Annotated in this window: 26 protein-coding genes; 2 read left to right on the top strand and 24 right to left on the bottom strand. The window is 66.7% G+C overall.

All coding sequences use genetic code 11. The annotated features are described in order from the left end of the window. Positions 1-81: 81 nt before the first annotated feature. The 9 genes from ACFODV_RS11160 to ACFODV_RS11120 form a co-directional block, all read right to left on the bottom strand. A complete protein-coding gene (locus tag ACFODV_RS11160) occupies positions 82-1,317 on the bottom strand; it encodes a DUF945 family protein (protein WP_379759156.1) in 1,236 nt (411 codons plus the stop codon). Between the two features lie 59 nt (positions 1,318-1,376). After that, positions 1,377-1,850, bottom strand: a complete 474-nt coding sequence (locus tag ACFODV_RS11155; RefSeq protein WP_379759535.1) for a phosphatidylglycerophosphatase A family protein — start codon at positions 1,848-1,850, stop codon at positions 1,377-1,379. 2 nt (positions 1,851-1,852) lie between these two features. Continuing rightward, on the bottom strand, positions 1,853-2,836 hold the full coding sequence (gene thiL, locus ACFODV_RS11150) for a thiamine-phosphate kinase (RefSeq protein WP_379759153.1): 984 nt from the start codon (positions 2,834-2,836) through the stop codon (positions 1,853-1,855). A 13-nt stretch (positions 2,837-2,849) separates the two neighbouring features. Then, entirely contained in the window at positions 2,850-3,353 is a 504-nt protein-coding gene (gene nusB / locus ACFODV_RS11145) for a transcription antitermination factor NusB (protein ID WP_379759150.1), read from the bottom strand. Then, positions 3,350-3,844: a 6,7-dimethyl-8-ribityllumazine synthase gene (gene ribH / locus ACFODV_RS11140; RefSeq protein WP_379759147.1), complete on the bottom strand. Its 495-nt coding sequence runs from the start codon at positions 3,842-3,844 to the stop codon at positions 3,350-3,352. The genes nusB and ribH overlap by 4 nt, the downstream gene beginning before the upstream one ends. 67 nt (positions 3,845-3,911) lie before the next feature. Continuing rightward, a complete protein-coding gene (gene ribBA, locus ACFODV_RS11135; protein ID WP_379759144.1) occupies positions 3,912-5,099 on the bottom strand; it encodes a bifunctional 3,4-dihydroxy-2-butanone-4-phosphate synthase/GTP cyclohydrolase II in 1,188 nt (395 codons plus the stop codon). A 114-nt stretch (positions 5,100-5,213) separates the two neighbouring features. Continuing rightward, positions 5,214-6,359, bottom strand: coding sequence for a bifunctional diaminohydroxyphosphoribosylaminopyrimidine deaminase/5-amino-6-(5-phosphoribosylamino)uracil reductase RibD (ribD, locus tag ACFODV_RS11130; protein ID WP_379759141.1), 1,146 nt, complete (start codon positions 6,357-6,359; stop codon positions 5,214-5,216). Between the two features lie 28 nt (positions 6,360-6,387). Next, positions 6,388-6,870: a transcriptional regulator NrdR gene (gene nrdR, locus ACFODV_RS11125; protein ID WP_379759138.1), complete on the bottom strand. Its 483-nt coding sequence runs from the start codon at positions 6,868-6,870 to the stop codon at positions 6,388-6,390. A gap of 89 nt (positions 6,871-6,959) precedes the next feature. Continuing rightward, the gene (locus tag ACFODV_RS11120; RefSeq protein ID WP_379759135.1) at positions 6,960-7,466 is read right to left on the bottom strand and encodes a copper chaperone PCu(A)C; all 507 of its coding nucleotides are present in this window, start codon (positions 7,464-7,466) and stop codon (positions 6,960-6,962) included. Between the two features lie 199 nt (positions 7,467-7,665). Between ACFODV_RS11120 and ACFODV_RS11115 the strand changes: the two genes are divergently transcribed. Both ACFODV_RS11115 and dsbG read left to right on the top strand, forming a co-directional pair. Beyond that, positions 7,666-8,496 (top strand): prolipoprotein diacylglyceryl transferase family protein, encoded by an 831-nt coding sequence (locus tag ACFODV_RS11115; RefSeq protein ID WP_379759132.1) that lies wholly within the window; start codon positions 7,666-7,668, stop codon positions 8,494-8,496. Positions 8,497-8,510: 14 nt separating this feature from the next. Next, a complete protein-coding gene (dsbG, locus tag ACFODV_RS11110; RefSeq protein WP_379759128.1) occupies positions 8,511-9,278 on the top strand; it encodes a thiol:disulfide interchange protein DsbG in 768 nt (255 codons plus the stop codon). An 82-nt stretch (positions 9,279-9,360) separates the two neighbouring features. Here the strand turns inward: dsbG and ACFODV_RS11105 are convergent, their stop codons facing one another. From ACFODV_RS11105 to ACFODV_RS11035, 15 genes are all read right to left on the bottom strand, one after another. Further along, positions 9,361-10,410, bottom strand: a complete 1,050-nt coding sequence (locus ACFODV_RS11105) for a c-type cytochrome (RefSeq protein WP_379759125.1) — start codon at positions 10,408-10,410, stop codon at positions 9,361-9,363. Positions 10,411-10,421: 11 nt separating this feature from the next. After that, entirely contained in the window at positions 10,422-11,072 is a 651-nt protein-coding gene (locus ACFODV_RS11100) for a c-type cytochrome (RefSeq protein ID WP_379759122.1), read from the bottom strand. Between the two features lie 56 nt (positions 11,073-11,128). After that, positions 11,129-12,448: an ATP-binding protein gene (locus ACFODV_RS11095; RefSeq protein ID WP_379759119.1), complete on the bottom strand. Its 1,320-nt coding sequence runs from the start codon at positions 12,446-12,448 to the stop codon at positions 11,129-11,131. After that, positions 12,448-13,143, bottom strand: coding sequence for a response regulator (locus ACFODV_RS11090; RefSeq protein WP_379759116.1), 696 nt, complete (start codon positions 13,141-13,143; stop codon positions 12,448-12,450). The genes ACFODV_RS11095 and ACFODV_RS11090 overlap by 1 nt, the downstream gene beginning before the upstream one ends. Positions 13,144-13,353: 210 nt before the next feature. After that, positions 13,354-13,767: a DUF6691 family protein gene (locus ACFODV_RS11085; RefSeq protein WP_379759113.1), complete on the bottom strand. Its 414-nt coding sequence runs from the start codon at positions 13,765-13,767 to the stop codon at positions 13,354-13,356. Next, complete coding sequence (locus ACFODV_RS11080; protein ID WP_379759110.1) at positions 13,764-14,237, bottom strand: YeeE/YedE family protein; 474 nt, start codon at positions 14,235-14,237, stop codon at positions 13,764-13,766. The genes ACFODV_RS11085 and ACFODV_RS11080 overlap by 4 nt, the downstream gene beginning before the upstream one ends. Before the next feature lie 71 nt (positions 14,238-14,308). Continuing rightward, positions 14,309-16,072 (bottom strand): SulP family inorganic anion transporter, encoded by a 1,764-nt coding sequence (locus tag ACFODV_RS11075; protein ID WP_379759107.1) that lies wholly within the window; start codon positions 16,070-16,072, stop codon positions 14,309-14,311. A gap of 3 nt (positions 16,073-16,075) precedes the next feature. Then, positions 16,076-16,510, bottom strand: a complete 435-nt coding sequence (locus ACFODV_RS11070; protein ID WP_379759105.1) for a TIGR01244 family sulfur transferase — start codon at positions 16,508-16,510, stop codon at positions 16,076-16,078. A gap of 21 nt (positions 16,511-16,531) precedes the next feature. Next, positions 16,532-17,398 (bottom strand): MBL fold metallo-hydrolase, encoded by an 867-nt coding sequence (locus ACFODV_RS11065; RefSeq protein WP_379759102.1) that lies wholly within the window; start codon positions 17,396-17,398, stop codon positions 16,532-16,534. A gap of 169 nt (positions 17,399-17,567) precedes the next feature. Continuing rightward, positions 17,568-18,479: an MBL fold metallo-hydrolase gene (locus ACFODV_RS11060; RefSeq protein WP_379759099.1), complete on the bottom strand. Its 912-nt coding sequence runs from the start codon at positions 18,477-18,479 to the stop codon at positions 17,568-17,570. Positions 18,480-18,681: 202 nt separating this feature from the next. Continuing rightward, positions 18,682-18,873, bottom strand: coding sequence for a YgaP family membrane protein (locus tag ACFODV_RS11055; RefSeq protein WP_379759532.1), 192 nt, complete (start codon positions 18,871-18,873; stop codon positions 18,682-18,684). Between the two features lie 89 nt (positions 18,874-18,962). Beyond that, complete coding sequence (locus tag ACFODV_RS11050) at positions 18,963-19,445, bottom strand: hypothetical protein (RefSeq protein WP_379759097.1); 483 nt, start codon at positions 19,443-19,445, stop codon at positions 18,963-18,965. A gap of 55 nt (positions 19,446-19,500) precedes the next feature. Beyond that, positions 19,501-20,091, bottom strand: coding sequence for a rhodanese-like domain-containing protein (locus ACFODV_RS11045; protein ID WP_379759094.1), 591 nt, complete (start codon positions 20,089-20,091; stop codon positions 19,501-19,503). Between the two features lie 120 nt (positions 20,092-20,211). Then, entirely contained in the window at positions 20,212-21,621 is a 1,410-nt protein-coding gene (locus tag ACFODV_RS11040) for an MBL fold metallo-hydrolase RNA specificity domain-containing protein (protein ID WP_379759091.1), read from the bottom strand. A 116-nt stretch (positions 21,622-21,737) separates the two neighbouring features. After that, positions 21,738-22,880, bottom strand: a complete 1,143-nt coding sequence (locus ACFODV_RS11035) for a glycosyltransferase (protein WP_379759088.1) — start codon at positions 22,878-22,880, stop codon at positions 21,738-21,740. Position 22,881: the final 1 nt, after the last annotated feature.

The raw sequence follows: 22,881 nt of genomic DNA, 5'->3' as shown, positions 1-22,881 counted from the left end.
CGAAGGTCCGCCACTTCAAGTCTTATCCGGGCTTTCATGCCAATTAAGCGCCGCGAATCGAGCCTCGATGCCTCGCCGCGCTCAACGCCAGAGCGGCGGCATCGGGCGTCCATTGACCCGTACCTGGCCCCGTATCACGTCGATCTCCAGGTCTTGCGTGCTCAGCGGCAGACCCAGCCACAGGGACACCACGGCCGGCACCTCGCGCCAGACAAAGTCGCCGTCCAGCCTCCCCAACCAACGCGCCTGCTCGGCTTCGTCGTCGAGCCGCACCAGGCTAAGCTCATCCAGGCCGCGCGGATCGAAGAACAGCGCCCCGTCGCCGCGAGCAGCGACTCCCAGCATGGGGCTGTCAAGATCCACCGCCTTCAGGTCAAGGCGCGGCGAGTCGACCAGGGTGGCCAGCAAGGCTGGCTCAAGGCGTGCCAGCAGCTCCTGCGGGTCGCGCTCTAGGGCCTGAGCCGCTTCCCGGCGAAGCCCGGCCAGCGCTTCGCGCAGCGCATCGGCGTTGATTCGCGACACCTCCATGGCCACCCGACCGCTGAGCAACACCTGATCCGCCACCAGCACGCTGGCAAGGGTCAGCTCGCCGTCGATGCGCAGCTCGCTGTCATCAAGCTGCATGCGGCTGAGATAGAACAGATCATGGGCCTCGAGCTCCAGACCGGGCTGCTGCCAGGCCAACTCATCGATGCGCAGCAGGTCATGCTGGGTAAAGTGGTGGGCGCCGGCGGTATAGGCATAGCGACTCTCCAGGGTGACTGGCCCGGACGCCAGGGTGGCCGCTCCGTCGGTCAGACGCCAGGGCTGCAGCCGAGCCCGCAGGCGCCAGTCGCCGTACACTCCCCCAAAACTGATCTGGCCACCTCGAAAGTCCAGCTCCCGAGGACCCTGGCTGATCAGGAAGGGGGCGAGCTGGATGCTGCCCTCCAGTGTCCCGCCCAGGGTCTGGTAGCGGGCGTGCCAACGCGGCGGACTCGACGGCAGCCAGTCGCCGAACAGGCGCAGCTGACGTGGGCCGGTCGAGGGATGCGCGCCACCCTCGACCCGGGTGCTGAAGACCCCGTGGCGAGCGGCATAGGAGAGCTCGAGCCGCCAACCGTCACCCAGCACCGGCGAAATATGCACGACCCCGGAAGAACTCAGCCAGCCGCGCTCCACATCGCTGCGCTCCACCACCAGCTCGCCCCGGGCCTCGAGGTCGACCAGAGCGCGCGACAGTTCTCGCTCGAAGAGCAGCGAAGCGAGGAGTTGAGCCACCGCCCATACCACGGCCAGCGTCACCGCCACCGGGACGATCAGTCGTTCCTTGCGCATAGCCCACCCGTTCCCCGCTCAGCGTCGCCCGGTCGGGCGAGCCGCAACACACCCGTCGCTCAGTGTAGCCAGAACCAGATGTGCATGATGCTCCAGGCATAGACGCCTGCCATCACGTCGTCGATCATGATGCCGAAGCCTCCCGCTACCCGGCGGTCGGCCCAGCGGATCGGCCAGGGTTTGATAACATCGAAGATGCGGAACAGCACGAACCCCCACAGCGCCGCCTCCCAGGAGAAAGGCACCGCCGCCATGGTGATCCAGTAGCCCACGAACTCGTCCCAGACAATGCCGGAGTGGTCATGAACGCCGAGATCGCGGGAGGTCTTCTCGCACAGCCATACCCCCCAGACGAACGCTACAAACACCACCGACATATACCAGCCCAGGGGCAGTTCGGAGAGCAGCCAGTAGAAAGGAATGGCGGCCAGGGTGCCAAAGGTTCCCGGCGCCCATGGCGAGGCGCCGCTGCCGAGACCGAAGGCCAGGAAGTGGGTCGGACGATGCCAGATGCTGGCGGGCGCGTTTTTCATTTTCATGAGCTTCCTCCCCGAGACGGCCAACCATGGAAGTGCTGCCAACCGCCGCCGTCACTCTGCTCCTCAACGCCCCGCAGGCCGGGTTCGGCCTCGAAGCGGCCAATCACGGTGAGCGGCAGGCCCAGGGCGGCAAGCCGTGCTCTGGCTTCGTCGAGATTCTCTGGGGGCAGGGCCAACAGCAGTTCGTAGTCGTCTCCGCCGGAGAGGGCCGCTTGGCGGGCCCCCGCGTCACCCAGTGCATCGACCAGCCCTTCTGCCAGCGGCAGCGCCGCGGGCTCGAGGGCAGCGCCGACGCCGGAGCACTCGAGCAGGTGCCCCAGGTCGGCCAGCAGGCCGTCGGAAACATCGATGGCCGCACTGGCCAGCCCCACCAGCGCCTCTCCGGCCGCCAGGCGCGGCTGGGGGCGCAGATAGCGAATCACCAGCGGGTGGTCCAGGTCGCGTTCGCCGCGCTGCCACAGCGCCAGACCGCCAGCCCCGCCGCCCAGCGCCCCGGTCACGGCGATGAGATCCCCCGGGCATCCGCCGTGGCGAGTCAAGGCGCTGCCCGGGAGCAGTTCCCCCATCACCGTGACACCGATGGCGGTGGGCCCGCGAGTCACATCCCCGCCCACCAGCGCGGTGCCGCTGCTCTCGCAGAGCGCGCGAAAACCCCGCGAGAAGCCTTCCATCCAGCCCTCGTCGGCCTCCGCCAGGGTCAGCGCCATCAGGCACCAGCGGGCACGCGCGCCCATGGCCGCCAGGTCGCTCAGGCTGATCGCCAGGGCGCGGTGACCCACCGCGTCGGCGGGGGCGTCCTCGGGATAGTGGACGCCGGCCACCGAGGTATCGACGCTCACCGCCAGCTGCCGCCCCACAGTGGGAGCCAGCAGCGTGCAATCATCCCCCACCCCCAGCGCGACGCCGGCGTCGGATCCGGGTGGCGGCGGAGTGAAGAAGCGGGCAATCAGCTCGAATTCACTGTGCTGACATTCTGGCATGGGGGCACCCCCTTCAGCGGCGGCGGGCGGCCACCTCGGCGGAGCGCAGACGCCCCGCGAGCTTGTCGAGGATGCCGTTGACGTACTTGTGACCGTCCGTGGAGCCGAAGGACTTGGCCAGCTCAACGCCCTCGTTGATCACCACCCGGTAAGGCACCTCCAGGCGTCGCGAGAGCTCATAGGCGCCCAGTCGCAGGATGGAGAGTTCGATGGGATCAAGCTCCTCGAGCTTGCGGTCCAGCAGTGGCGAGATAGAAGCGTCGAGGTCGGCCTTGAAACGCGCCACATTGTGAAGCAGCTCATGGAACAGCGCCAGGTCGGCGATCTCCATGACCTTGAGCCAGTTCTCGTGGTCCTCGAGGTCGTCATCGGCGAGCTGGCTGCGGAACTCGGCTTCCACCGCACTGATCGACTTGCCGGTCATCTGCCACTGATAAAGGCCCTGCACCGCCAGTTCCCTGGCGGCACGGCGCGCGAGCTGCGACTTGGAGGGAGCTCTGGCGCGCTCGCCACTCATTCCTCACCCCCGTCGTCATCGCCGAAGCAGCGCAGCAGGGACACCATCTCCATGGCGGCCATGGCCGCCTCGGCGCCCTTGTTGCCGGCCTTGGTGCCGGAGCGCTCGATGGCCTGCTCGATGGAGTTGACGGTCAGTACACCGTTGGCGATGGGGGTCTCGAACTCGAGCTGCAGAGCACCCAGCGCCGAGTTGCAGCTGCCGGCCACATACTCGAAGTGGGGGGTGCCGCCGCGGATCACCGCGCCCAGCGCGATCACTGCATCGGGGTGGGCCACGCGGAGAACCTTCTTGACCGCCAGCGGCAGCTCCCAGGCACCCGGCACGTGAACGATATCGATGTTCTCACTGGCGACACCATGGCGCACCAGGATGTCGACGGCGCCTTCCACCAGGCTGTCGACCACATGATGGTTGAAGCGGCCCACGACGATGACATAGCGGCCGTCAACGTCGATGAAGCTGCCTTCCACTTGAGAGATGGGTTCCATAGCTGTCTTCCTGATAGTGCTGGGGCGCCGCCGTGGCCGCGCCCACTCGATGGTCGGGGAGTCGTCGTCAGTCGCTGCGGGGCTCGGAGGGCGCAGCCTCGGCGGCGGCGGCATCTGCGATGTCCTCGGGGCTCAGGCGTTCGACCACTTCCAGGTCGAAGCCGGAGAGGGCCGAGAACTTCCAGGGGGAGCTGAGCAGGCGCATCTTGCCCACGCCCAGGTGACGCAGGATCTGGGAGCCGGTACCAATGGTCAGGTAGTTGCCGGCACCGTCGGAATCGCTGGTACGCGGCGTCCGCCGGCGTTCCAGGAAGGTGTCGAGATAGTCGCGCAGGTCCTGGCGAGGCCGCCCGTCGTCGATAAGCACGAAAACACCGCGTTCGGCGCGGGCCACCTCGGCGATGGCCCGGTGGGAATTCCAGTGGGCGCTTTCGCCCTTTTGCAGGGAGAGCAGATCGCGCATGGCGTCTGCCAGATGCACGCGCACCGTGGTCGGGGTATCGGAGCTGGGATGCCCCTTGACCAGGGCCAGATGGTGCGCATTCTGGATGCTGTCGTGAAACACATGCAGGGTCAGCTCGCCGTAGGCGGTATGGACCGGCGTGGCTTCCACGTGCTGCACGGTCTGCTCGTTGTGGATGCGGTAGTGGATCAGATCGGCGATGGTGCCCATCTTGAGGCCGTGCTCGGTAGCGAAGCGCTCGAGCTCCGGACGGCGCGCCATGCTGCCGTCGTCGTTCATGATCTCGCAGATCACGCCGCTGGGGTCGAGACCGGCCAGGGCAGACAGATCGCAGGCGGCCTCGGTGTGCCCGGCGCGGCGCAGCACGCCGCCGGGCTCGGCCATCAGCGGGAAGATATGTCCCGGCTGGACGATATCGCTGGCGGTGGCATCCCGGGCAACCGCGGCCTGCACGGTGCGCGCACGGTCGGCCGCGGAGATGCCGGTGGTGACGCCCTCGGCAGCCTCGATGGAGACGGTGAACTTGGTGGCAAAACCCGAGCCGTTGTCGATGACCATCAGCGGCAGGTTGAGGCGCTCGCAGCGCTCGCGGGTCATGGGCAAACAGATCAGACCACGGCCCTGGCGGGCCATGAAGTTGATGTGCTCAGCCTGTACCTTCTCGGCAGCCATGATCAGGTCGCCTTCGTTTTCGCGATCCTCATCGTCCATGAGAATCACCATCTTGCCCTGACGGATATCCTCGATCAGGTCCTCGATGGGCGCCAGACCACCGGCAGTTGATTTCACCATGAGATCTCCAGAAATTCAGCTTGGCGGGCGTCGGCAGGCGGCGACAGTCGTGTCGTCCGCAGGCAGCATACCGCCTCGAAACGGCGTCAGAGTAACGTGGCAGCTCCCTGCACGCTACTTTTCTCCCTTCGTGCGGCGCTCGGGTCGGGCCGTGATACGCCAGTCGTTGCCCACGGCGCGAATATCGAGAATCTCGAGTCCACGCTGCTGGGCCATGGTCTCGATGCCGGCGAGCTGGAACAGCGGCCGAGCGTCGCCGCCCAGCAGGGTTGGCGCTACGAACAGCTGCATTTCGTCCACCAGGCCCGCGTCGAGCATGGCACCGGCCAAGGTGGCGCCGGTCTCCAGCAGCACCTCGTTAGCCTGCTCCACGTCGGCCAGGTGGCGCAGCAGGGCATGCAGGTCCACGCGGCCATTGCCATCGGCCGGCAGGGCAACCACCTCGGCGCCGGCGGCCTCGAGCCTCTCGCGTCGCCCCGGCTCGCGGTCCTCGACGGTGGCCACCAGGGTCCGGCCGGGCTCGGCCAGGCAGGCGGCAGCCTCAGGCAGTCGCAGGTGGGTGTCGACCACTACCCGTAGCGGCTGGCGGCCGGCGATCAGCTCGACCCCCTCGAGCTCGGCCTGCTCGGGGCGCACGGTGAGCCGCGAGTTGTCGAAGATCACCGATTCCACGCCGGTCATCACGGCACTGGAACGGGCCCGCAGACGCTGCACCTCGCGGCGGGCCTGGGGGCCGGTGATCCACTGGGACTCTCCGGAGCGCATGGCGGTCCGTCCGTCCAGGCTCATGGCCATCTTCAGGCGCAGGAAGGGGCGGCCATGATCCATGCGCATGATGAAACCGGGATTCAGCTGCCTGGCCTGCTCCTCGAGCAGGCCGACCTCTACCTCGATCCCGGCCTCGCGCAGCAGTGCGATGCCGCGGCCGGCTACCGCCGGGTTGGGATCGGCCATGGCCACCACCACCTTGGCCACCCCGGCCTCGACCAGCGCCACGGCGCAGGGGCCGGTGCGTCCTTGGTGGGAGCAGGGTTCCAGGGTCACGTAGGCGGTAGCGCCCCATGCCGCCTCGCCGGCTTCACGCAGGGCGTGAACTTCCGCGTGGGGCTCTCCGGCACGCCGATGATACCCCTCGCCGACCCGCCGATGATGCTTGACCAGCACGCAGCCGACGCGAGGGTTGGGATCGGTGGTATAGAGGCCGCGACGGGCCAGCGCCAGGGCCCGGGCCATCCAGGCTTCAGGGGACTGCTTGGCCATGGGATTCCTCGGGGTCGGAAAAGCGCCGTCAGCCTCGCGGCTCGTCAGGAGCGAAGGTGGGTTCCTGAGCCAGGCGGTCGATTTCGGCGCGGAATTCGTCGATATCCTGAAAGCTCCGGTAGACGGAGGCAAAGCGGATGTAAGCGACCTGATCGAGACGCTTGAGGGCCAGCATCACCTGCTCGCCGATGTCGCGGGCGTGAATCTCGCGCTCGCCGCGGGCTCGCAGGGTCTGGCGGATGCGCTGCACCGCCGCCTCGATGGATTCGGCACTCACCGGACGCTTCTCCAGCGCACGCAGCATCCCCGCGCGAAGCTTGTGCTCATCGAAGGATTCACGGGAGCCGTCGCCCTTGATCACCCTGGGCATCACCAGCTCAGCGGTCTCGTAGGTGGTAAAGCGTTCACCGCAGGCCACGCACTGGCGGCGGCGACGCACCTGGTCACCCTCGGCGACCAGCCGCGAGTCGGAGACCTTGGTGTCATGGGTACCGCAGAAGGGGCAGTGCATCGCAGGGTTCCGGGCTGGAGAAAATAGGGGGAAGATTAAAAATGTGGCCCTATTGTATCGACTGCGGCCGCCCCCGCCCAGCGTCGCCCTCAGTGCGCCTGGTGACCCCCATTCTGGCCGCTATCCTTCCCGGACATACCCCCACCCATTACCTCGATGCGCCGCACCGGGGCCGAGAAGGTCAGCGTCTCGTCGCTGTCCAGCACCAGGGTGATCTCGACCTCATCGCCCTCGTGCAGCGGCGCCACCAGGTCGATCAGCATCAGGTGCAGGCCGCCCGGTGCCAATTCGGCGCTGCCACCGGCGGGCAGGCCGATCTCGGCCACGCGGCGCATCTGCATCACACCGTCCACGTCCACATGGTTGTGCAGCTCGGTGATCTCGGCGGCCGGCGAACGGGCGTCGACCACCGCCAGGTCGCTATCGCCCCGGTTATGCAGCACCATAAAGGCCGCCGTATTGGTGGAGACCGGCGGCACGGCCCGCACCTTGGCGTTCTCGACCGACAGCGGCTGGGCCAGCACGCTATGACTGACCAGCGCAAGTGCCATACCGGCGAGGGCATAGCGAAGGGAAGGCAGGACGAAATGGGCCATGGCAATAGTTCCTTATGAAGAGTGGCGGGTGAGGTTCCTTCACCATCCTACTTTCCAGCAGGCAGAACGGCCTTGCGACATAACGCCCCATATCGCCGCTGCGGCATGCTGGATAATACCCCGCTAATCCGCGACTGCCATCCTCGTCCACGCGGTGTTGCTGCCACCCGGACACCTCGATTCCCACGGAGCACCCCCCATGCACGGACTGAACCAGAGCATCGCGGTCGGCCCGCTGGGCTTTTCCATCGGCCAACTGCTGATCATCCTGGCCTTTGGCATCGCGCTGCTCGCCGGCGCGCTGATCGGGCGACGCCACCGAACGCCCACCGCCGACACCCTTTTCACCCTGATGCTGGTTGCACTGGTCGGCGCCCGCCTGCTGTTCGTGGCGCGCTACTGGGGCAGCTACGACGGCCCGCTCTCCCTGCTCGATATCCGCGATGGCGGCTTCGACCCGCTGGGTGGCCTGCTGGCGGGCCTAGGCTACGCCACCTGGCGCCTGTGGAAGGCACCGCTGCAGCGCAAGGCGCTGGGCGGCGCCCTGCTCGCCGGTGCCATGACCTGGGGGCTCACTGCCGGCCCCCTGATGCTGCTAGAGAGCCAGAGCCGTCCCCTGCCGGACATCCCACTCGCTACCCTCGCGGGCGAGCCCACCGACCTGCCGTCCCTCGCCAAGCGCGACGCCCAGCCCATGGTCGTTAACCTGTGGGCCACCTGGTGCCCACCGTGCCGTCGCGAGATGCCCGTATTCGAGCAGGCCCAGCAGGAGGAGAGCGACATCACCTTCGCGTTCGTCAACCAGGGCGAGGATGTCGCCCTGGTGAACCGTTTCCTTGACCACGAGTCACTGACGCTGGACAACGTGCTGCTCGATGCCCGCAACGCCCTGGGCGATGCCACCGGCGCCATGGCGATGCCGACTACCCTCTACTACAACGCCGAGGGCCGCCTGGTGGATACCCACTTTGGCGAGCTGTCACGTGCCACCCTGCAGCGCGGACTGAATCGCCTGCGCCCGACACCATGAGAATCATCTTGACCATGCGACTTCCACGTTTCCTGATTCCCGCCGGCGCCCTGGCGCTGGCCGCCGCCACTCCAAGCCTTGCCGAGGCCGATGATCACTGGCCCGCACCGGTCCAGGCGCTCAGCGCCCAGGGCCTGGAAATCCACGCCGAGTTCGAGGCGCCTGGCGGTCTGACCGGCTATGCCGCCAGCTACGCCAGCGGCGAGGTGGCCATCTATCTGACGCCGGACGGCGAGCACGCCATCGTCGGCACCCTGGTGGACGCCGAGGGCAACGACCTCTCCGACGCCGCCCTGGACGAGCATGTGCGCGCCGCCCAGTACGCCGAGGTGTGGGAGCGTCTGGAGCAGAGCCACTGGATCCAGGATGGCGAGGCCGACGCGCCGCGAGTGATCTACACCTTCACCGACGCCAACTGCCCCTACTGCCGGCAGTTCTGGGAAGCGGCACGCCCCTGGGTGGAGGCCGGCGAGGTCCAGCTGCGCCATATCATGGTGGGCATTCTCACCGCCAACAGCCCGGCCAAGGCCGCGACCCTGCTCGCCGCCGAGGATCCGGCCGCGGCGCTGCACGCCCACAGCGACGGCGACGAAGAGATCGCCCCCGCCGCTCAGGCGCGCGAGATCGAGGAGCAGGTCTACGCCAACAATCAGCTGTTCGAGGAGCTGGGCATGATCGCCACCCCCGCCACGCTGTTTCGAGACGGCGAGCGAGTCGAACGCGTTCAGGGGCTACCGAGTGCCGAACGGATGATCGAGGTCATGGGCGGCGAAGCGCCCTGAACCGGTAATGCCCCCATACGAGAAGCCCCGCCTGGCGCTGCCAGGCGGGGCTTCTTCTTGCTAACGCCAAGGGCGTCGGGGATCACTCTTCCTTGAGATCCTCAAAGCGCGGCACGCCGACGTTCCACGGTTTGATCTCGTCACCCTTCTCGCCCCAGTTGGCATGGTCCGCGAGGCGATGGCCATCGACCTCACGCTCCTGGCCATAGCTGGAGTTCTTGTGGAAGGTGGGTCCGAACTTCTCCAGCACCACGTCCACGCTGCCGGCGTAGCGCGGGTCCTGCGGGCGCTCCTGCTGGGTCATGTAGTAGGCGATGTCCCACGCCTCCTGATCCGAGAGCGACAGCGGCTGCCCCAGCGGCATGTTGTTCTTGATGAACCCGGCCGCCGTGTGGGTCCGCACGATGCCGGCGCCCCAGTTGTTGGAGCCGTCACCCCAGGTGGGGGGGAACACATACTCGCCGTCTTCGTAGTGGCCAGAACCGTCCTCGCTGTGGCAGACCGCGCAGTTCTCCCCGTAGAGCGCTTCGCCGTTCGCGTAGCTCAGCTCGTCGGGGCGTTCCGGTGCCGGGAAACCGCGGCCGTAAATCGGCTGGTCGGGGTACACGGGGGCGCCCTTGGCCAGCCACTGGTGATAGGCGGTCATCGCCAGCATGTCGTCGCTGCCGTATTCCGGCGGCACGCCGTTCATGGAGTAGGCGAAGCAGCCGGCGATGCGCTCCTCCAGGTTGTTGACGTGGTCGTTCTTGCCGCGATAGTTGGGCAGCGTGACCGCTGCCGGCCAGACCGGGGCGCTGAACGGCTGACGCCCCTCGCCCAGGTGGCAGCTGGAGCAGTTCATGTCGTTGAAGACGTTCTCGCCGCGCAGCTGCTGGGTGTTGGTGAAGAGGTCGTAGCCGCGACGGATGACCGCCTTGGTCTCCGGGCGCATATCGGCCGCCTCGAGATCCGCCATGGTGGGCGGAATGTGCACCAGCTCGCCTTCCTGGGGAGCCGGGTAGCCCAAGTCCAGCAGCGTCTCGACCGCCGGATGCGGGGATTCGGCGGTGGCCGCCAGGCTGACGCCAGCGGCCAGGGTGGCGCTGGCCATGGCCAGGGTAGTCCTGCCCAGGGTTGTCCTGTGATGATTCATGATTGCTCCCCTTATTCGGACGCCACGGACTGACTGGACAGCCAGGCGGAAACGGCGCGGATGTCCTCGTCGCTCATGCGCTTGGCGATGGCCCCCATCAGATTCTGCGGGTCATTGCTGCGCTCGTCGGCCTGCCAGGCGTGCAGCTGGCTCTCGATGTAGCCGGCATGCTGGCTGGCAATGCCCGGGAAGGTGCTGCCGGCACCCTCGTTGCGCGGTCCGTGGCAGCTCTTGCAGGAGACGATGTACTCGTCCCAGTCACCGCGCAGGGCGAGCTGCTCACCGCGAACCAGCAGCGCCTCATCCACGTCGCCGCCCTGGGCCTCGGTCACCGGCATCTGGCTGTAGTAGGCCGCCACGTCGGCGATCTGTTGATCATCGAGCATGTTGGCAAAGGCCAGCATGCTGGCGTTCTGGCGCCGACCTGCCTTGAAGTCGTGCAGCTGCTTGGCGATGTAGTCGGCACCCAGACCGGCCAGACGCGGCCAGGATTCGCCCCCGGGCACGTTCATGCCGCTGCCGTCCGCCTGGTGGCAGGCGACGCAGGTTCCCGCAGCGGCCTGGCCGCGCTCGGCGTCGCCTTCCAGCGCCATGGCCTGACTGGCGGCCAGGCCAAGGCCCAGCAGCAGGCCAAGCCCACCCGTGATCCTCTTGCTGGTCATATGGTTTCCCCTTTTTGTGTCATCGACCCCGGTACACAGCGTTCAGTACGGAGTATTCAACGGCCCGCCTTGACCGGAAAGGTCAGGCAAGCCTCCAGCCCTGCCCCATCGGGACGGGCAAAATCCAGCCGGCCGGCAAAGCGCTCGACGATGGCCATCACGATGGCCAGCCCCAGACCGCTGCCGCGCTGCTTGCTGGCTCGCCAGAAGCGCTGAGACATCTGGGCGAGCGTCTTGTCATCGACCCCTGGGCCCCGGTCGCGCACCCGGAAGGTCAGCTCACCGGCCGCCTCGTCCAAGCAGGCAGTGACCGTCACCGGCTCACTCTCGCCACCGTGGCGAAGGGCGTTGTCCACCAGGTTGCGCAGCGCGGTGATGGCCAGCTCCCTGGGCAGCGCCAGCTCCGCCTCGGGCCACGCCTCGGGAAGCACGAAGCGCTCCGGTCCCACGCCGGTATCGCGCAGGGCCAATTCGACCACGTCGGCCGACCGGCTCGGCTCGCCGTCCTCGAACAGCACGCGCCCCTCCACACGGGCCAGCATCAGCAGCTGGTCAAGGATGCGCGCAAGCCGCCCCACTCCCTCCTCAGCATAGGCCAGCGACTGGCGGGCAGCGTCCCCTTCCACCCGTCGCGCGACCTGGAGATGGGTCTTGATGGCGGTGAGCGGCGTCTTCAGCTCGTGGGCGGCATCGCTGGTGAAACGCTGCTCGCGCACGATGGCCTGCTGGATCCGCGCCAGCAGACTGTTGAGCGTTTCGATCAGCGGACGCAGCTCTACCGGCACCCCGTAAGTGGCCACGGGGGCCAGGGCATCGGGATGGCGACGCGCCAGGGAGTCGCGCAGGCGGCTGAGGGGTGCCAGGCCGCGCAGCACGCCCAGCCAGAGCGCCACCATGCTGCCCAGGAGCGCCACGGCGAAGGGCACCACGGCGGCCCTGAAGACATCCGCCAGCAGCTGGTCACGCTCGTCCATGCGATCGGCGGTGGTGATGGTCAGGCCGCCGCGTTCGTAGGTGAATACCCGCCAGGTGACGCCTCCCTCCTCGCGGTAGGCATGACCGCGTTCCCCCGCGGCCAGGATGGTCTCCAGGTCGGTGTGGGTGCGCGCCATGATCTCGCCGCGGGGCGAATGCACCTGGCAGGCCAGCCCCTCGATAGGCGGAATCGACAGCGCCCGCTGGTCGGCCTGGAGCCACACCTCCTCGGGGAGCTGGGCCATGAGCCCGGCCACCATGCGCGCCGACTGGGCCAGCCGCTGATCCAGGGTGGCCACAAACTGCTCCTCGAGATCCCGCATCAGCCAGGCCGCCGCCAGGCTCCAGAGCAGCGCCAGGGTCAGTCCCAGGGTGAGCAGCAGGCGCGTGCGTAGACTCATCACCGAGCCTCATCGTCCGTCGAGAGCACCACTGCCGAGGTCTTGCCGAGCCGATAGCCCAGCCCGCGCACGGTCTCGATCACGCGGCTACCGAGCTTGCGGCGCAGGTGATGGATATGGACGTTGAGCGCATTGCTCTCGACCTCGTCGTTCATGCCGTAGAGGCTGTCCTTGAGCTGGTCGGCGGAGAGAACGCTGCGCGGCGACTGCAGGAAGGTTTCCAGCAGCACCAGCTCGCGTCGCGACAGCGCCACGGGACGGCCGTCCACGCTGACCTCGCGGGCTACCGGGTCCAGGCACAGCGGCCCGTGCTCGACCAGAGTCCGCGGCCGCCCGGCGGCACGTCGCAGCAGGGCCTGCAGTCGGGCCACCAGCTCATCCAGGTCGAAGGGCTTGGTGAGGTAGTCATCCGCGCCGCCGTGCAGTCCCGCCACGCGGTCCGGCACGGTGTCACGGGCGGTCAGCACCAGCACCGGGGTGTTGACCCCGGCGGCGCGCCACTCCTCCAGCAGCGTCAATCCATCGCCATCCGGCAGCCCGCGATCGAGGATCACGACATCGCTGGAGACGGCCTCCATGGCGCTGCGCGCCTCGGCCAGGGTCTCCACATGGTCGACCACGAAGTCGTGAACGGTCAGGCCTGCCCGGATGCCAGAGGCGACCAGGGCATCATCCTCGATCAGCAGAACGTGCATGAGATGAAATCCTCGTTGTGTGCGACATCGTGTCACTCGTCCATTAAGTCGGCGTTAATCCGTCATGGGCCCAGCGCCGAATCGTCTGGTCTATTGGTCAAAGGCCTTGCTTTTCCAGCGACTCAAACGCGGGCGCCCCCGCGGGCCAGGCCGGCGGGGGCGCAAGGGGTAGCGGGGGCTAGCGTGAGAACTAGCGCAGTCGTCAGCCGTTCAAGTCCGCGAGGGAATCGCCTTGGCCAGGAACCAGCCGGCCACCATGGCCAGCAGCATGGCCGCCAGCGGCACGCTGAGCCCGGCAATGGAGGCGAAAGCCGGACCCGGGCAGTAGCCGGAGAGCCCCCAGCCGATGCCGAACAGCGCCGAGCCACCGATCAGGCGGACGTCCAGATCCTGGCGGGTGGGCAGCTGGAAGACCTCGCCGTAGATCGGGGCCGTACGCTTGAAGGCCAGGCGATAGCCGATAAAGTTGGTCACCACGGCGCCGCCGAGGACGAACATCAGGGTCGGGTCCCAGGCGCCGAAAAGGTCCAGGAAACCCAGCACCCGCGCCGGGTCGGTCATGCCGGAGATGCCCAGGCCGAGGCCGAACAGCAGGCCGGCGATATAGCCCATGAGTGTTTTCATGCGCCACCTCCGATCATGTGCCGAACCACGTAGACGGTGATGATTGCCGCCACCAGGAAAGTCAGAGTCGCCGCCAGGGAGCGCGGTGAGAGACGCGCCAGGCCACAGACCCCGTGGCCGCTGGTGCAGCCGCTGCCCAGGCCGGTGCCCACGCCCACCAGCAGGCCGGCGATCAGCATCAACACCACGCCGCCGGCGGGCGCACCAATCACCTCGCCTGTCACGTCGACCCCGCCGCCGGCCACGTTGCCCAGGCCGCCACCCAGCAGTATCAGCACAATCGGGCCGCTGATCAGGCCGAGCAGGAAGGTCAGCCGCCAGGCGCTGTCGCCCTTGGGTCGCGCGGTAATCAGGTTGCCGATGATCCCGCTGATACCGGCGATGCGGCCCAGCGTGGCCATCAGCCAGGTGGCAGACAGGCCGATCAGAATGCCACCGGCCAATCCCTGCAGGGATGAACTCCAGTCCACTGTTTCTCTCCTTTGGGGGCATCCAGAGGATGCGAATCTTGTCGAATCGTGTAGGGGTAGTAGGGATGAACCTAACGCAGCGGGGCCATCTGCAGCTCGGCGCAGCGACGCGACAGACTCCCGTCGCTCTCACCGCGCAACTCCTGCCAGGCATCATAGGTGCTCAGGAACACCTGGCCGGTCATCTCGTGACAGAAGTCGGTGTGCTGGAGGCGATCCATCACCGGCCCTTTCACCTCGGCCAGATGCAGGCGCACCTCGGCGTCCTTGAGTCGGGCGTTGATCGCCTCCAAACTCTCCAGCGCCGAGGCGTCGATCACGTTGACCGCCTGGCAGGCCAGCACGATGTGCTCAAGGCCCGGCTGGCGAGCGGCCAGCTCCATCACCGTATCTTCAAGATAGCGGGCATTGGCGAAATAGAGGCTCTCGTCGACCCGCAGAATCGCCAGGCGGTCGTCGGTCTCCACGTCATGGCGCTGCACGTTGCGAAAGTGCTCGCTGCCCGGCACGCGCCCTACCACGGCGCTGTGGGGTCTGCTCGTGCGGTAGAGATGCAGCGCCAGGGAGAGCCCCACCCCCGCCATGATGCCGCTCTCCACCCCAACCACCAGAGTAACGATGATGGTGGCCAGCATGGCGGCAAAGTCGCCGCGCGAGTAGGCCCATGTGCGCTTGATGGCGGCGAGGTCGACCAGCGAGAGCACCGCCACGATGATGGTGGCCGCCAGGGTGGCGATGGGCAGATAGGCGATCAGCGGCGTCAGCAGCATGGCCGCCACGCCGATGCCCACCGCAGTGAAGGCGCCGGCCGCCGGGGTCTCGGCGCCGGCATCGAAGTTGACCACGGACCTGGCGAACCCGCCGGTGACCGGCATGCCGCCGGTCAAGGACGCGGCAATATTGGAGGTGCCCAGGCCCACCAGCTCCTGGTCGGGATCGATTCGCTGGCGGCGCTTGGCGGCCAGGGTCTGGCCCACCGACACCGACTCCACGAAGCCGACGATACTGATCAGCAGCGCCGCCACAAACAGCTGGCTCCACAGGCCGCTGTCGAAGCCGGGCAGGGTCAGCGGCGGCAGGCCCGCCGGCACGCTGCCGACCACCGCCACGCCCTGGGCGTCGAGCCCGAACCCCCAGGTGGCCAGCGTCGTGACCGCCACGGCCAGAATCGGCGCGGCCTTGGTCAGCATGTCCGCCGGGCGGTCCGGCACGCCCGCTCGCCGCAGGCCTGGCTTGAGCCAGCGCCGCGCCGCGTAGAGGAAGACCAGCACGGAGAGGCCGATCACCAGGGTCGGCGCACTCACCTGCCCCAGGCTGCCGGCCAGGCCCACCAGCAGTTCCAGCAGGTTGTGGCCGCTGGCCTCCACCCCCAGTACGTGCTTGAGCTGGCTGGCGGCGATGATCAGCCCCGAGGCGGTGATGAAGCCCGAGATCACCGGATGGCTGAGAAAATTGGCGAGAAAGCCCAGCCTTGCCACGCCCATCAGGGTCAGGATGAGCCCTGACATCAGGGCCAGCACCAGAGCCGCGCCGAGGTACTCGGGCGTGCCCTGGGGGGCGATCTGCCCCACCGCGGCCGCTGTCATCAGCGACACCACCGCCACCGGACCCACCGCCAGGGTGCGGCTGGTGCCGAACACGGCATAGATCACCAGGGGCGCAATGCTGGCATAGAGCCCTACTTCAGGCGGAAGCCCGGCCAGCATGGCGTAGGCCAGCGACTGCGGGATCAGCATGACGGTCACAATCACCGCCGCCAGCAGGTCGCTGGTCAGGGTGGCGCGGCCATAGCCAGGCAGCCACTGCAGAATGGGCAGATAGCGCTTGGGATTCATCGCTCAGCGCTGCCCCGCAGCGGCTTCCAGCAGCGGGCGGTGCTCTTCCAGATCGTGCCCGGCGGCGCGGGCCGAGGCCAGCAGCGCCGGGATATCGCACCTATCGCCCTGGCTGCGGGCATGGGCCCAGAGGTGCACGGCACGCTTGCCGGTCTTGCAGAAGGCCAGAATCGGCACGGGCAGGCTATCCAACGCCACGCCGAAGGCCTCGATATCCGCTTCGCCGTAATCGCCCAGCGTCACCGGGATGCAGCGCCACTCGAGGCCGAGTTCCGCCGCCCGCTCGCTCAGGGCGCGGTCGTCCGGATGGTCCTCGGCCTCACCGGGGCGGCGGTTGCACACCACCGAGCGAAAGCCGCGTCGTGCGACCTCGTCGAGGTCGGCCGGGGTCACGGCATCGGTGATGGCGAAGCCGGGTTCAAGCTGATGAATCTGCATGGCGGTTCGTTTCCTTCCAACCTAGAACTTGTTGATCGGCACCTTGAGGTAGACCTGACCGTTATCTTCGGCAGGCGGCATCTGTCCGGCACGCATGTTGACCTGAACCGAGGGCAGGATCAGCTTCGGCATGTCGAGGGTGGCGTCGCGCTCGGTGCGCATCGTGACGAATGCCTCTTCGCTGATGCCCTCGTGGACATGCACGTTGTGTGCGCGCTGGTCGGCCACGCTGGTCTCGTGCTGATACTCCTCGCGATCCGGCGCCTTGTAGTCGTGGCACAGGAAGAGGCGCGTCTCGCCCGGCAGGGCCAGCACCTTCTGGATGGAACGAAAGAGGGTGCGCGCGTCGCCGCCGGGGAAGTCGCAGCGGGCGGTGCCGTAGTCGGGCATGAACAGGGTATCGCCGACGAAGGCGGCATTGCCGATCACATAGGTCAGGCAGGCCGGGGTGTGGCCCGGGGTGTGCAACACCCGTCCTTCCAGGCTGCCGATGGCAAAGGTATCGCCCTCTTCGAAGAGGCGATCAAACTGGCTGCCGTCGCGGGCGAACTCGGTGCCGGCGTTGAACGCCTTGCCGAAGACGTCCTGCACGACGGTGATGTTGGCGCCAATGCCGGTCTTGCCGCCCAGCGTTTCATGCAGGTAGGGCGCCGCCGAAAGGTGATCGGCATGCACGTGGGTCTCGAGGATCCACTCGACCTCGAGGCCGTTGTCGCGCACGAAGGCGATGATCTCGTCGGCAGAGCGCACGTCGGTTCGCCCGGCGGCATAGTCGAAATCGAGCACCGAATCGAGGATCGCACAGGCGTTGCTGTCCGGATCCTGCACCACGTAGCTGAAGGTGTTGGTGGGCTCGTCAAAGAAGTGGGTCACGATTGGCTGGGACATGGGAATAAACCTCCATCGGATGTCGCTGGCCGGGATATGGAAACAGCATAGCCGAAAACGCGTTCTAAGGATAGAATATTTGGCTATATAAAGGCCCGGCTATCCCCCTCACGGCACGAGCCCCGGCGGCAGGGCCTGGGGGGCTCGTTGTTTCTGCAGGGCCGGGCGCTTACTCCCAGGCCGCCCCTTCCAGAGCATCGAGGGGGATCTTCAGGTAGCGCTTGCCGTTGGCCTCGGGCTCCGGCAGGCGACCGCCGCGGGTATTCACCTGCAGGGAGTGCAGGATCAGCTTGGGCATCGACAACTCGCTGTCACGCTCATTGCGCATCGCCACGTAGTCATCCTCGGTGACGCCACCGACGAGGTGCTTGTTGGTGTCGCGCTGTTCGCGCACCGTGCTTTCCCACTGCGGCTCTCGGCCATCGGGCATGTAGTCGTGGCCGGTGAACAGTCGGGTCTCGTCGGGCAGCGCCAGGATTGCCTGGATAGAGCGCCACAGCTGATGGGCATCGCCGCCGGGGAAGTCCGCCCGAGCGGAGCCGAAGTCCGGCTGGAAAAGAGTGTCGTGGACGAAGGCGGTGTCGCCGATCACGTAGGTGATCGAGGCCAGAGTATGGCCCGGCGAAAACATCACCCGCGCCTCGAGCTCCCCGATGCGGAAGCTATCCCCCTCGGCGAACAGACGGTCCCACTGCCGTCCGTCATCCGGAAAGTCCGGCCAGTGATAGATTGTCTTCCAGAGTGTCTGGACCTCCACCACCTTTTCGCCGATGGCGGTGGGAGCGCCGGTCTTCTCGCTCAGGTACCGCGCCGCCGAAAAGTGATCGGCATGGGGATGGGTGTCGAGAACCCACTGCACCTCGAGCCCCTGGGACTCGACATAGGCGAGCAGCTCATCGGCATGATGCGTCGCGGTGGCACCGGACTTCTCGTCGAAATCGTGGACCGGGTCGATGATGGCGCATTTGCCGGTCGCCGGGTCGCTGACCACATACTGCACGCTGAAGGTGCGAGGGTCGAAGAAGCCCGCCACGTCGGGGCGACCGGCGCCGGTGCTGGGCGACAGAGCAAAGGTATTCATAAGCGTTCCTCCTGATGGAATTCGGTAGTGGCCGAACATCATGCTACTAAATTTGGAATAAGCTTATCACATTTGGCTCTAAACGACGATAAAGAGTGCCCATGGCGCCCATAGCCGAGGCCTCAGCCCATAACGACAAGACGCCCGCCACCAAAGGGTCGCGGGCGTCAGGATGTGCTGTCCGGGCAGGACCCGGCGCGGGTTACTTCTTCAGCTTGCAGGTATTGACCCCCAGCAGGGTGTAAGCCGGGCAGAAGTTGAACAGGCCGGTGGCCAGCGGCACCACGCCGATCCAGCCCCAGACACCGATGACGCCAGTGAGGGCCAGGCCAATCAGCACGGCGCCCACGACGATCCGGGCAATCTTGTCCGCACCGCCCACGTTGCTTTTCATGTTCATGGTGACTCTCCTTTATACGTTAACGCCCAATGACTGCGTGCCGGCTACCCCTGGGGCAGCCGGCATGAACACGGGACATAGGGTCAGAAGCTGAAGACCGGAATCTTTGGATCGCGCATCATCTCGGCGATGGGGCCCGGCGCGGCCACGCCGACGCCCTCGCGCAGATCGCCTTCCTCATGCTCGGTATTCGGCAGATAGATGGCGCACACATCCACACTGGCGCCGTTGCCCATCAGCATGCCCATGATGCCCTCGGGCTTGACCTGACCTGCCGGGTTGCTGGGGGGCGTATTGATCGCCTCCCCGCTCTCGTAGCCGTCCAGGGCCAGATCCCCGGCGGCATCGCAGAGCAGGATGTTCAGTTCCGTGCCCTGCTGCTGCATGGCGTTGGACAGAATCATCGCCATGCCCTGGGTCTGCAGGGAATCGCTGGTGAGAATGACCAGGGCGCGGTCGGTATCGGCATGATCGTCGTCACCACCATGGCTTCCCGCCAGGGCAGCGCCGGAGAAACCGATGGCGGTGGCCGCGGCGGCCAGGGTCAGGGTCGTCTTGATGCTCATGGGTTCACCTTTTTTATCACGGTAATTTTTCGGATTGTCAGAAAGATGGCTGCGATCAGTTGGCCGGACGCCAGGCCACGTCGGGGTCGATCTCGTAGCTCCACGGCAGCCCGGCGTTACGCCAGCCGTTCATGGCACGCACGCCCTGTGAGTCGCCTTCCTTCAGGGTAGAACCCTCGAAGCCATCATTGACGGAATAGACCTGGTTATAGCCCATCTCGGTAATGACGTCGGCGCCGGGGGCGCTGCGGGTGGCGCCGGAGCGACACATCACGATAATCGGATCGTCTTCGGCCACGCCCAACGCATCGAGGCGCGCCTTCACCTGGGCCTCGAAGTCGGCGTTGCGCACCATGGGCCAGGTCTGGGCTTCCTCGTCGAAGCTGTCGCGGTCGGCCAGCACCCAGGGCACATGAATATCGGTGGGCTCAGCGAAGCCGGTGAACTTGATCTCGATGGGGTCACGCACGTCGATCAGGATGGTGCGCTCGTTCTGCTGAATCAGCTCGTGGGCCTCGACGGCCGACACATAGAGCCCCAGCTGGGTCTCGCGGTAGGCGTCGACCTCCTGGGCCAGGGCGGGTCCGGCGGACAGCGTCGCGGCCATCAGGGAGCTGGCCAGTAGCGTCTTCATCATAAGCCTCATAACTAATCTCTCTAAGCTAATTACAAAATGTTTGTATGACAAGAGTCTAGCCCAGAGGGCTCTGGATGACATGGGGCATGTCGTCGCAGCTTGACCTGCATCAAGCCGCGACGGGAAAGGTTACAGCTCGATGCGATCGCCGTAGGCGGGAATCTCGGCCTCGATGCCGCTCTCGGCCAGGGCAGCCTTGAAGACCTCTTGGGTGCCGGGTTCACCGTGGACCAGGTAAAAGCGGGGGTTGTTGCGGAAGGCGCCGGCCCAGCCGATCATCTCGGTCTGGCCGGCGTGGGCGGAGAAACCACCGATGGTATGCACCTTCGCCTTGACCGCCAGGTCGTGGCCGAGCACGCGCACTCGCTCGGCGCCATCGACAATCTGGCGGCCCAGGGTGCCGGCGGCCTGGAACCCGACGATCACCAGCCGGGTCGTGGGCTTCTCCAGGTTGTAGCGGAAGTGGTGAATGATGCGCCCACCGGTGCACATGCCGGCCCCGGCGATGATGATGGCCCCGCCGTGAATGCGGTTGATGGCCATGGACTCTTCCACCGTGCGGGTCATGCGCAGGATCGGCAGGTACTGGCTAGTGTCGCCGCTGGCGGCGATGTTCAGCACCTTGAGGTCCTCGGGATCCAGCGCCTTGCGCGCCCGGTGGTAGAGCTCGGTGACCTTGATCGCCATGGGGCTGTCGAGGAACACCATCTGCTGGCGAAGCCGCCCCTCATGGTAGAGCACGCTCAGGTGGTAGAGGATCTCCTGGGTGCGCCCCACCGCGAAGGCGGGGATCAGCACGTTGCCGCCCGCTTCGTGGGCTTCCTCCAGCACCTGGGCGAACTCCTCCAGGGTCTCGTCCAGAGGGCGGTGATCGCGATCGCCGTAGGTGCTCTCCATCAGCACCAGATCGGCCTCGTAGAGCTTCTCGGGGTCCTTCATCAGCACCGAGCTGGGGTTGCCCAGGTCGCCGGAGAACACCAGGCGCTTCTGCTGCCCACCGGAGGGGATCGTCAGCTCGACAATTGCTGAGCCGAGGATGTGGCCGGCATCGCGGAACACCAGGGTGGCGCCACCCGGCAGATCGACCGGCTGGCCATAAGGGTGAGACTCGCAGAGCGCCAGGGTGCGCTCCACGTCATCCAGCTCGTAGAGCGGCTCGACCAGGGGCCTGTGATTGCGTTTGCGCCACTTGTTCTCCCACTCCACGTCCTTGGCCATGATGAAGGCCGAGTCCTGGAGCATGATCTCCAGCAGGTCGCGGGTGCCGCGGGTGCAATGGATCGGCCCGCTGAAGCCCTCGCGCACCAGCTTGGGCAAGAGCCCCGAGTGGTCCAGATGGCCGTGGGAGAGCACCACCGCGTCGAGATTCCGAGGCAGCTTCCCGAAGGATTTGGCATTGGCCTCGTCGGCATCGCTGCCGCCCTGGTGCAGGCCGCACTCCAGCAGCAGCGTCTTCGGGCTGCCGTTACCGTCCAGCTCGATCAGGTAGCGAGAGCCGGTGACTTCCTTTACCGCGCCCTGAAACGTCAGTGTTGACATGGTGTTGCGCTCCTTTGCCTGCTGGCGTGCCCGACCTTATGACTTGCTGGTCTCAGCATACTGCATAGCAGCCTTTACAGGTACGCGCGCCACCACTCAGGCCTCCCCGTGATGGCTCAAGGCGCCTGCAGGAACCGCGCTGCGACGCGGGGCGGCAGGAAGTCATTCAGCCAGGCCTCGTCCACGGGCGGCTTGGGCCCCTCGACCGCCCTGGCCAACCCCTCCGCCAGGCCCTGCTCGGAATGGGGCACCACGCTGTCCGCCAAAGGGCCCTTGAGAATCTCGCGGATGCCGCCGGGACAATCCACACTCAGCACCGGCGTGCCACAGGCCAGAGCCTCGAACAGCACGATCCCCATCCCCTCGAAACGCGAGCTCAGCACGAACAGCCGGGCATCACGCATCCACGGATAGGGATTGCGCCGCTGGCCGGCAAAGCGCACCCGGTCGGCGATGCCCAGCTGGTCAGCCAGAAGCGACAGTCGCTCTCTCTCCTGGCCGTCGCCCACCAGCACCAGCGGCAGGGACACGCCCGAGCGCGCATAGGCCCGCAGCAACAGCGCCTGATCCTTGGCGGGCACCAGCCTCGCCACGCTGAGCAGGTAGGGGCCAGCGGGGATGTCGGGGTCAGATTCGTTCATCAGCCGGTGGATACTGGCAATCGGACAGGGATTGACGATCACTCGCAGCGAGGACGGCCGCACGCCCCACTGCCGCTGGGCCGTCTCGAAACTCTCCGCCACGCCACGCGAAACGGCGACCAGATGTCGGCCATGGTAAAGGCAGCGCGCAAACAGGCGCTGGCGAACACTGGGGGCAGGATCCTGAAGGATATTTTCGAGCACATAGCAGGCGCGCGGGTCGCGAAAGGTCCAGAGCTGCTCGAAGGTGCCGACGCCGCGGAAGACCAGCCGGTCCACACGACCATGGCGCCGCTCGAAGCGCCACAGCCAGGCGCGAAACACAACGCCCCCCATCACACCGGTGCCCAGGAACAGCGAGCGTTTCATCAACGGGTTAAGCAGCAGCCTGGCCAGGAGTTCCAGCACGAAGCCGATGAGCGTCATCCGCGTCAGCCAGTTGAGGCGAAGCGTATGCTGAGTGACATCGTCGCGCTCAGGGGCCAGCGGCTGCTTCACCGGTCGCAGCGCCAGCAGATGGCTGTCGTGCCCCGCCTCGGCGAAGGCATCCGCCAGGTTGACGGCCACCCGCTCCATGCCCCCCATCTTCAGCGAGCGCACAACTACCAGGGTTCTCATA

It is taken from the genome of Halomonas tibetensis, from assembly GCF_042643535.1.
Classification (GTDB): domain Bacteria; phylum Pseudomonadota; class Gammaproteobacteria; order Pseudomonadales; family Halomonadaceae; genus Halomonas; species Halomonas tibetensis.
The sequence above is the reverse complement of the archived record's forward strand: the minus strand, read 5'-3'. Positions and strand labels throughout refer to the sequence as shown.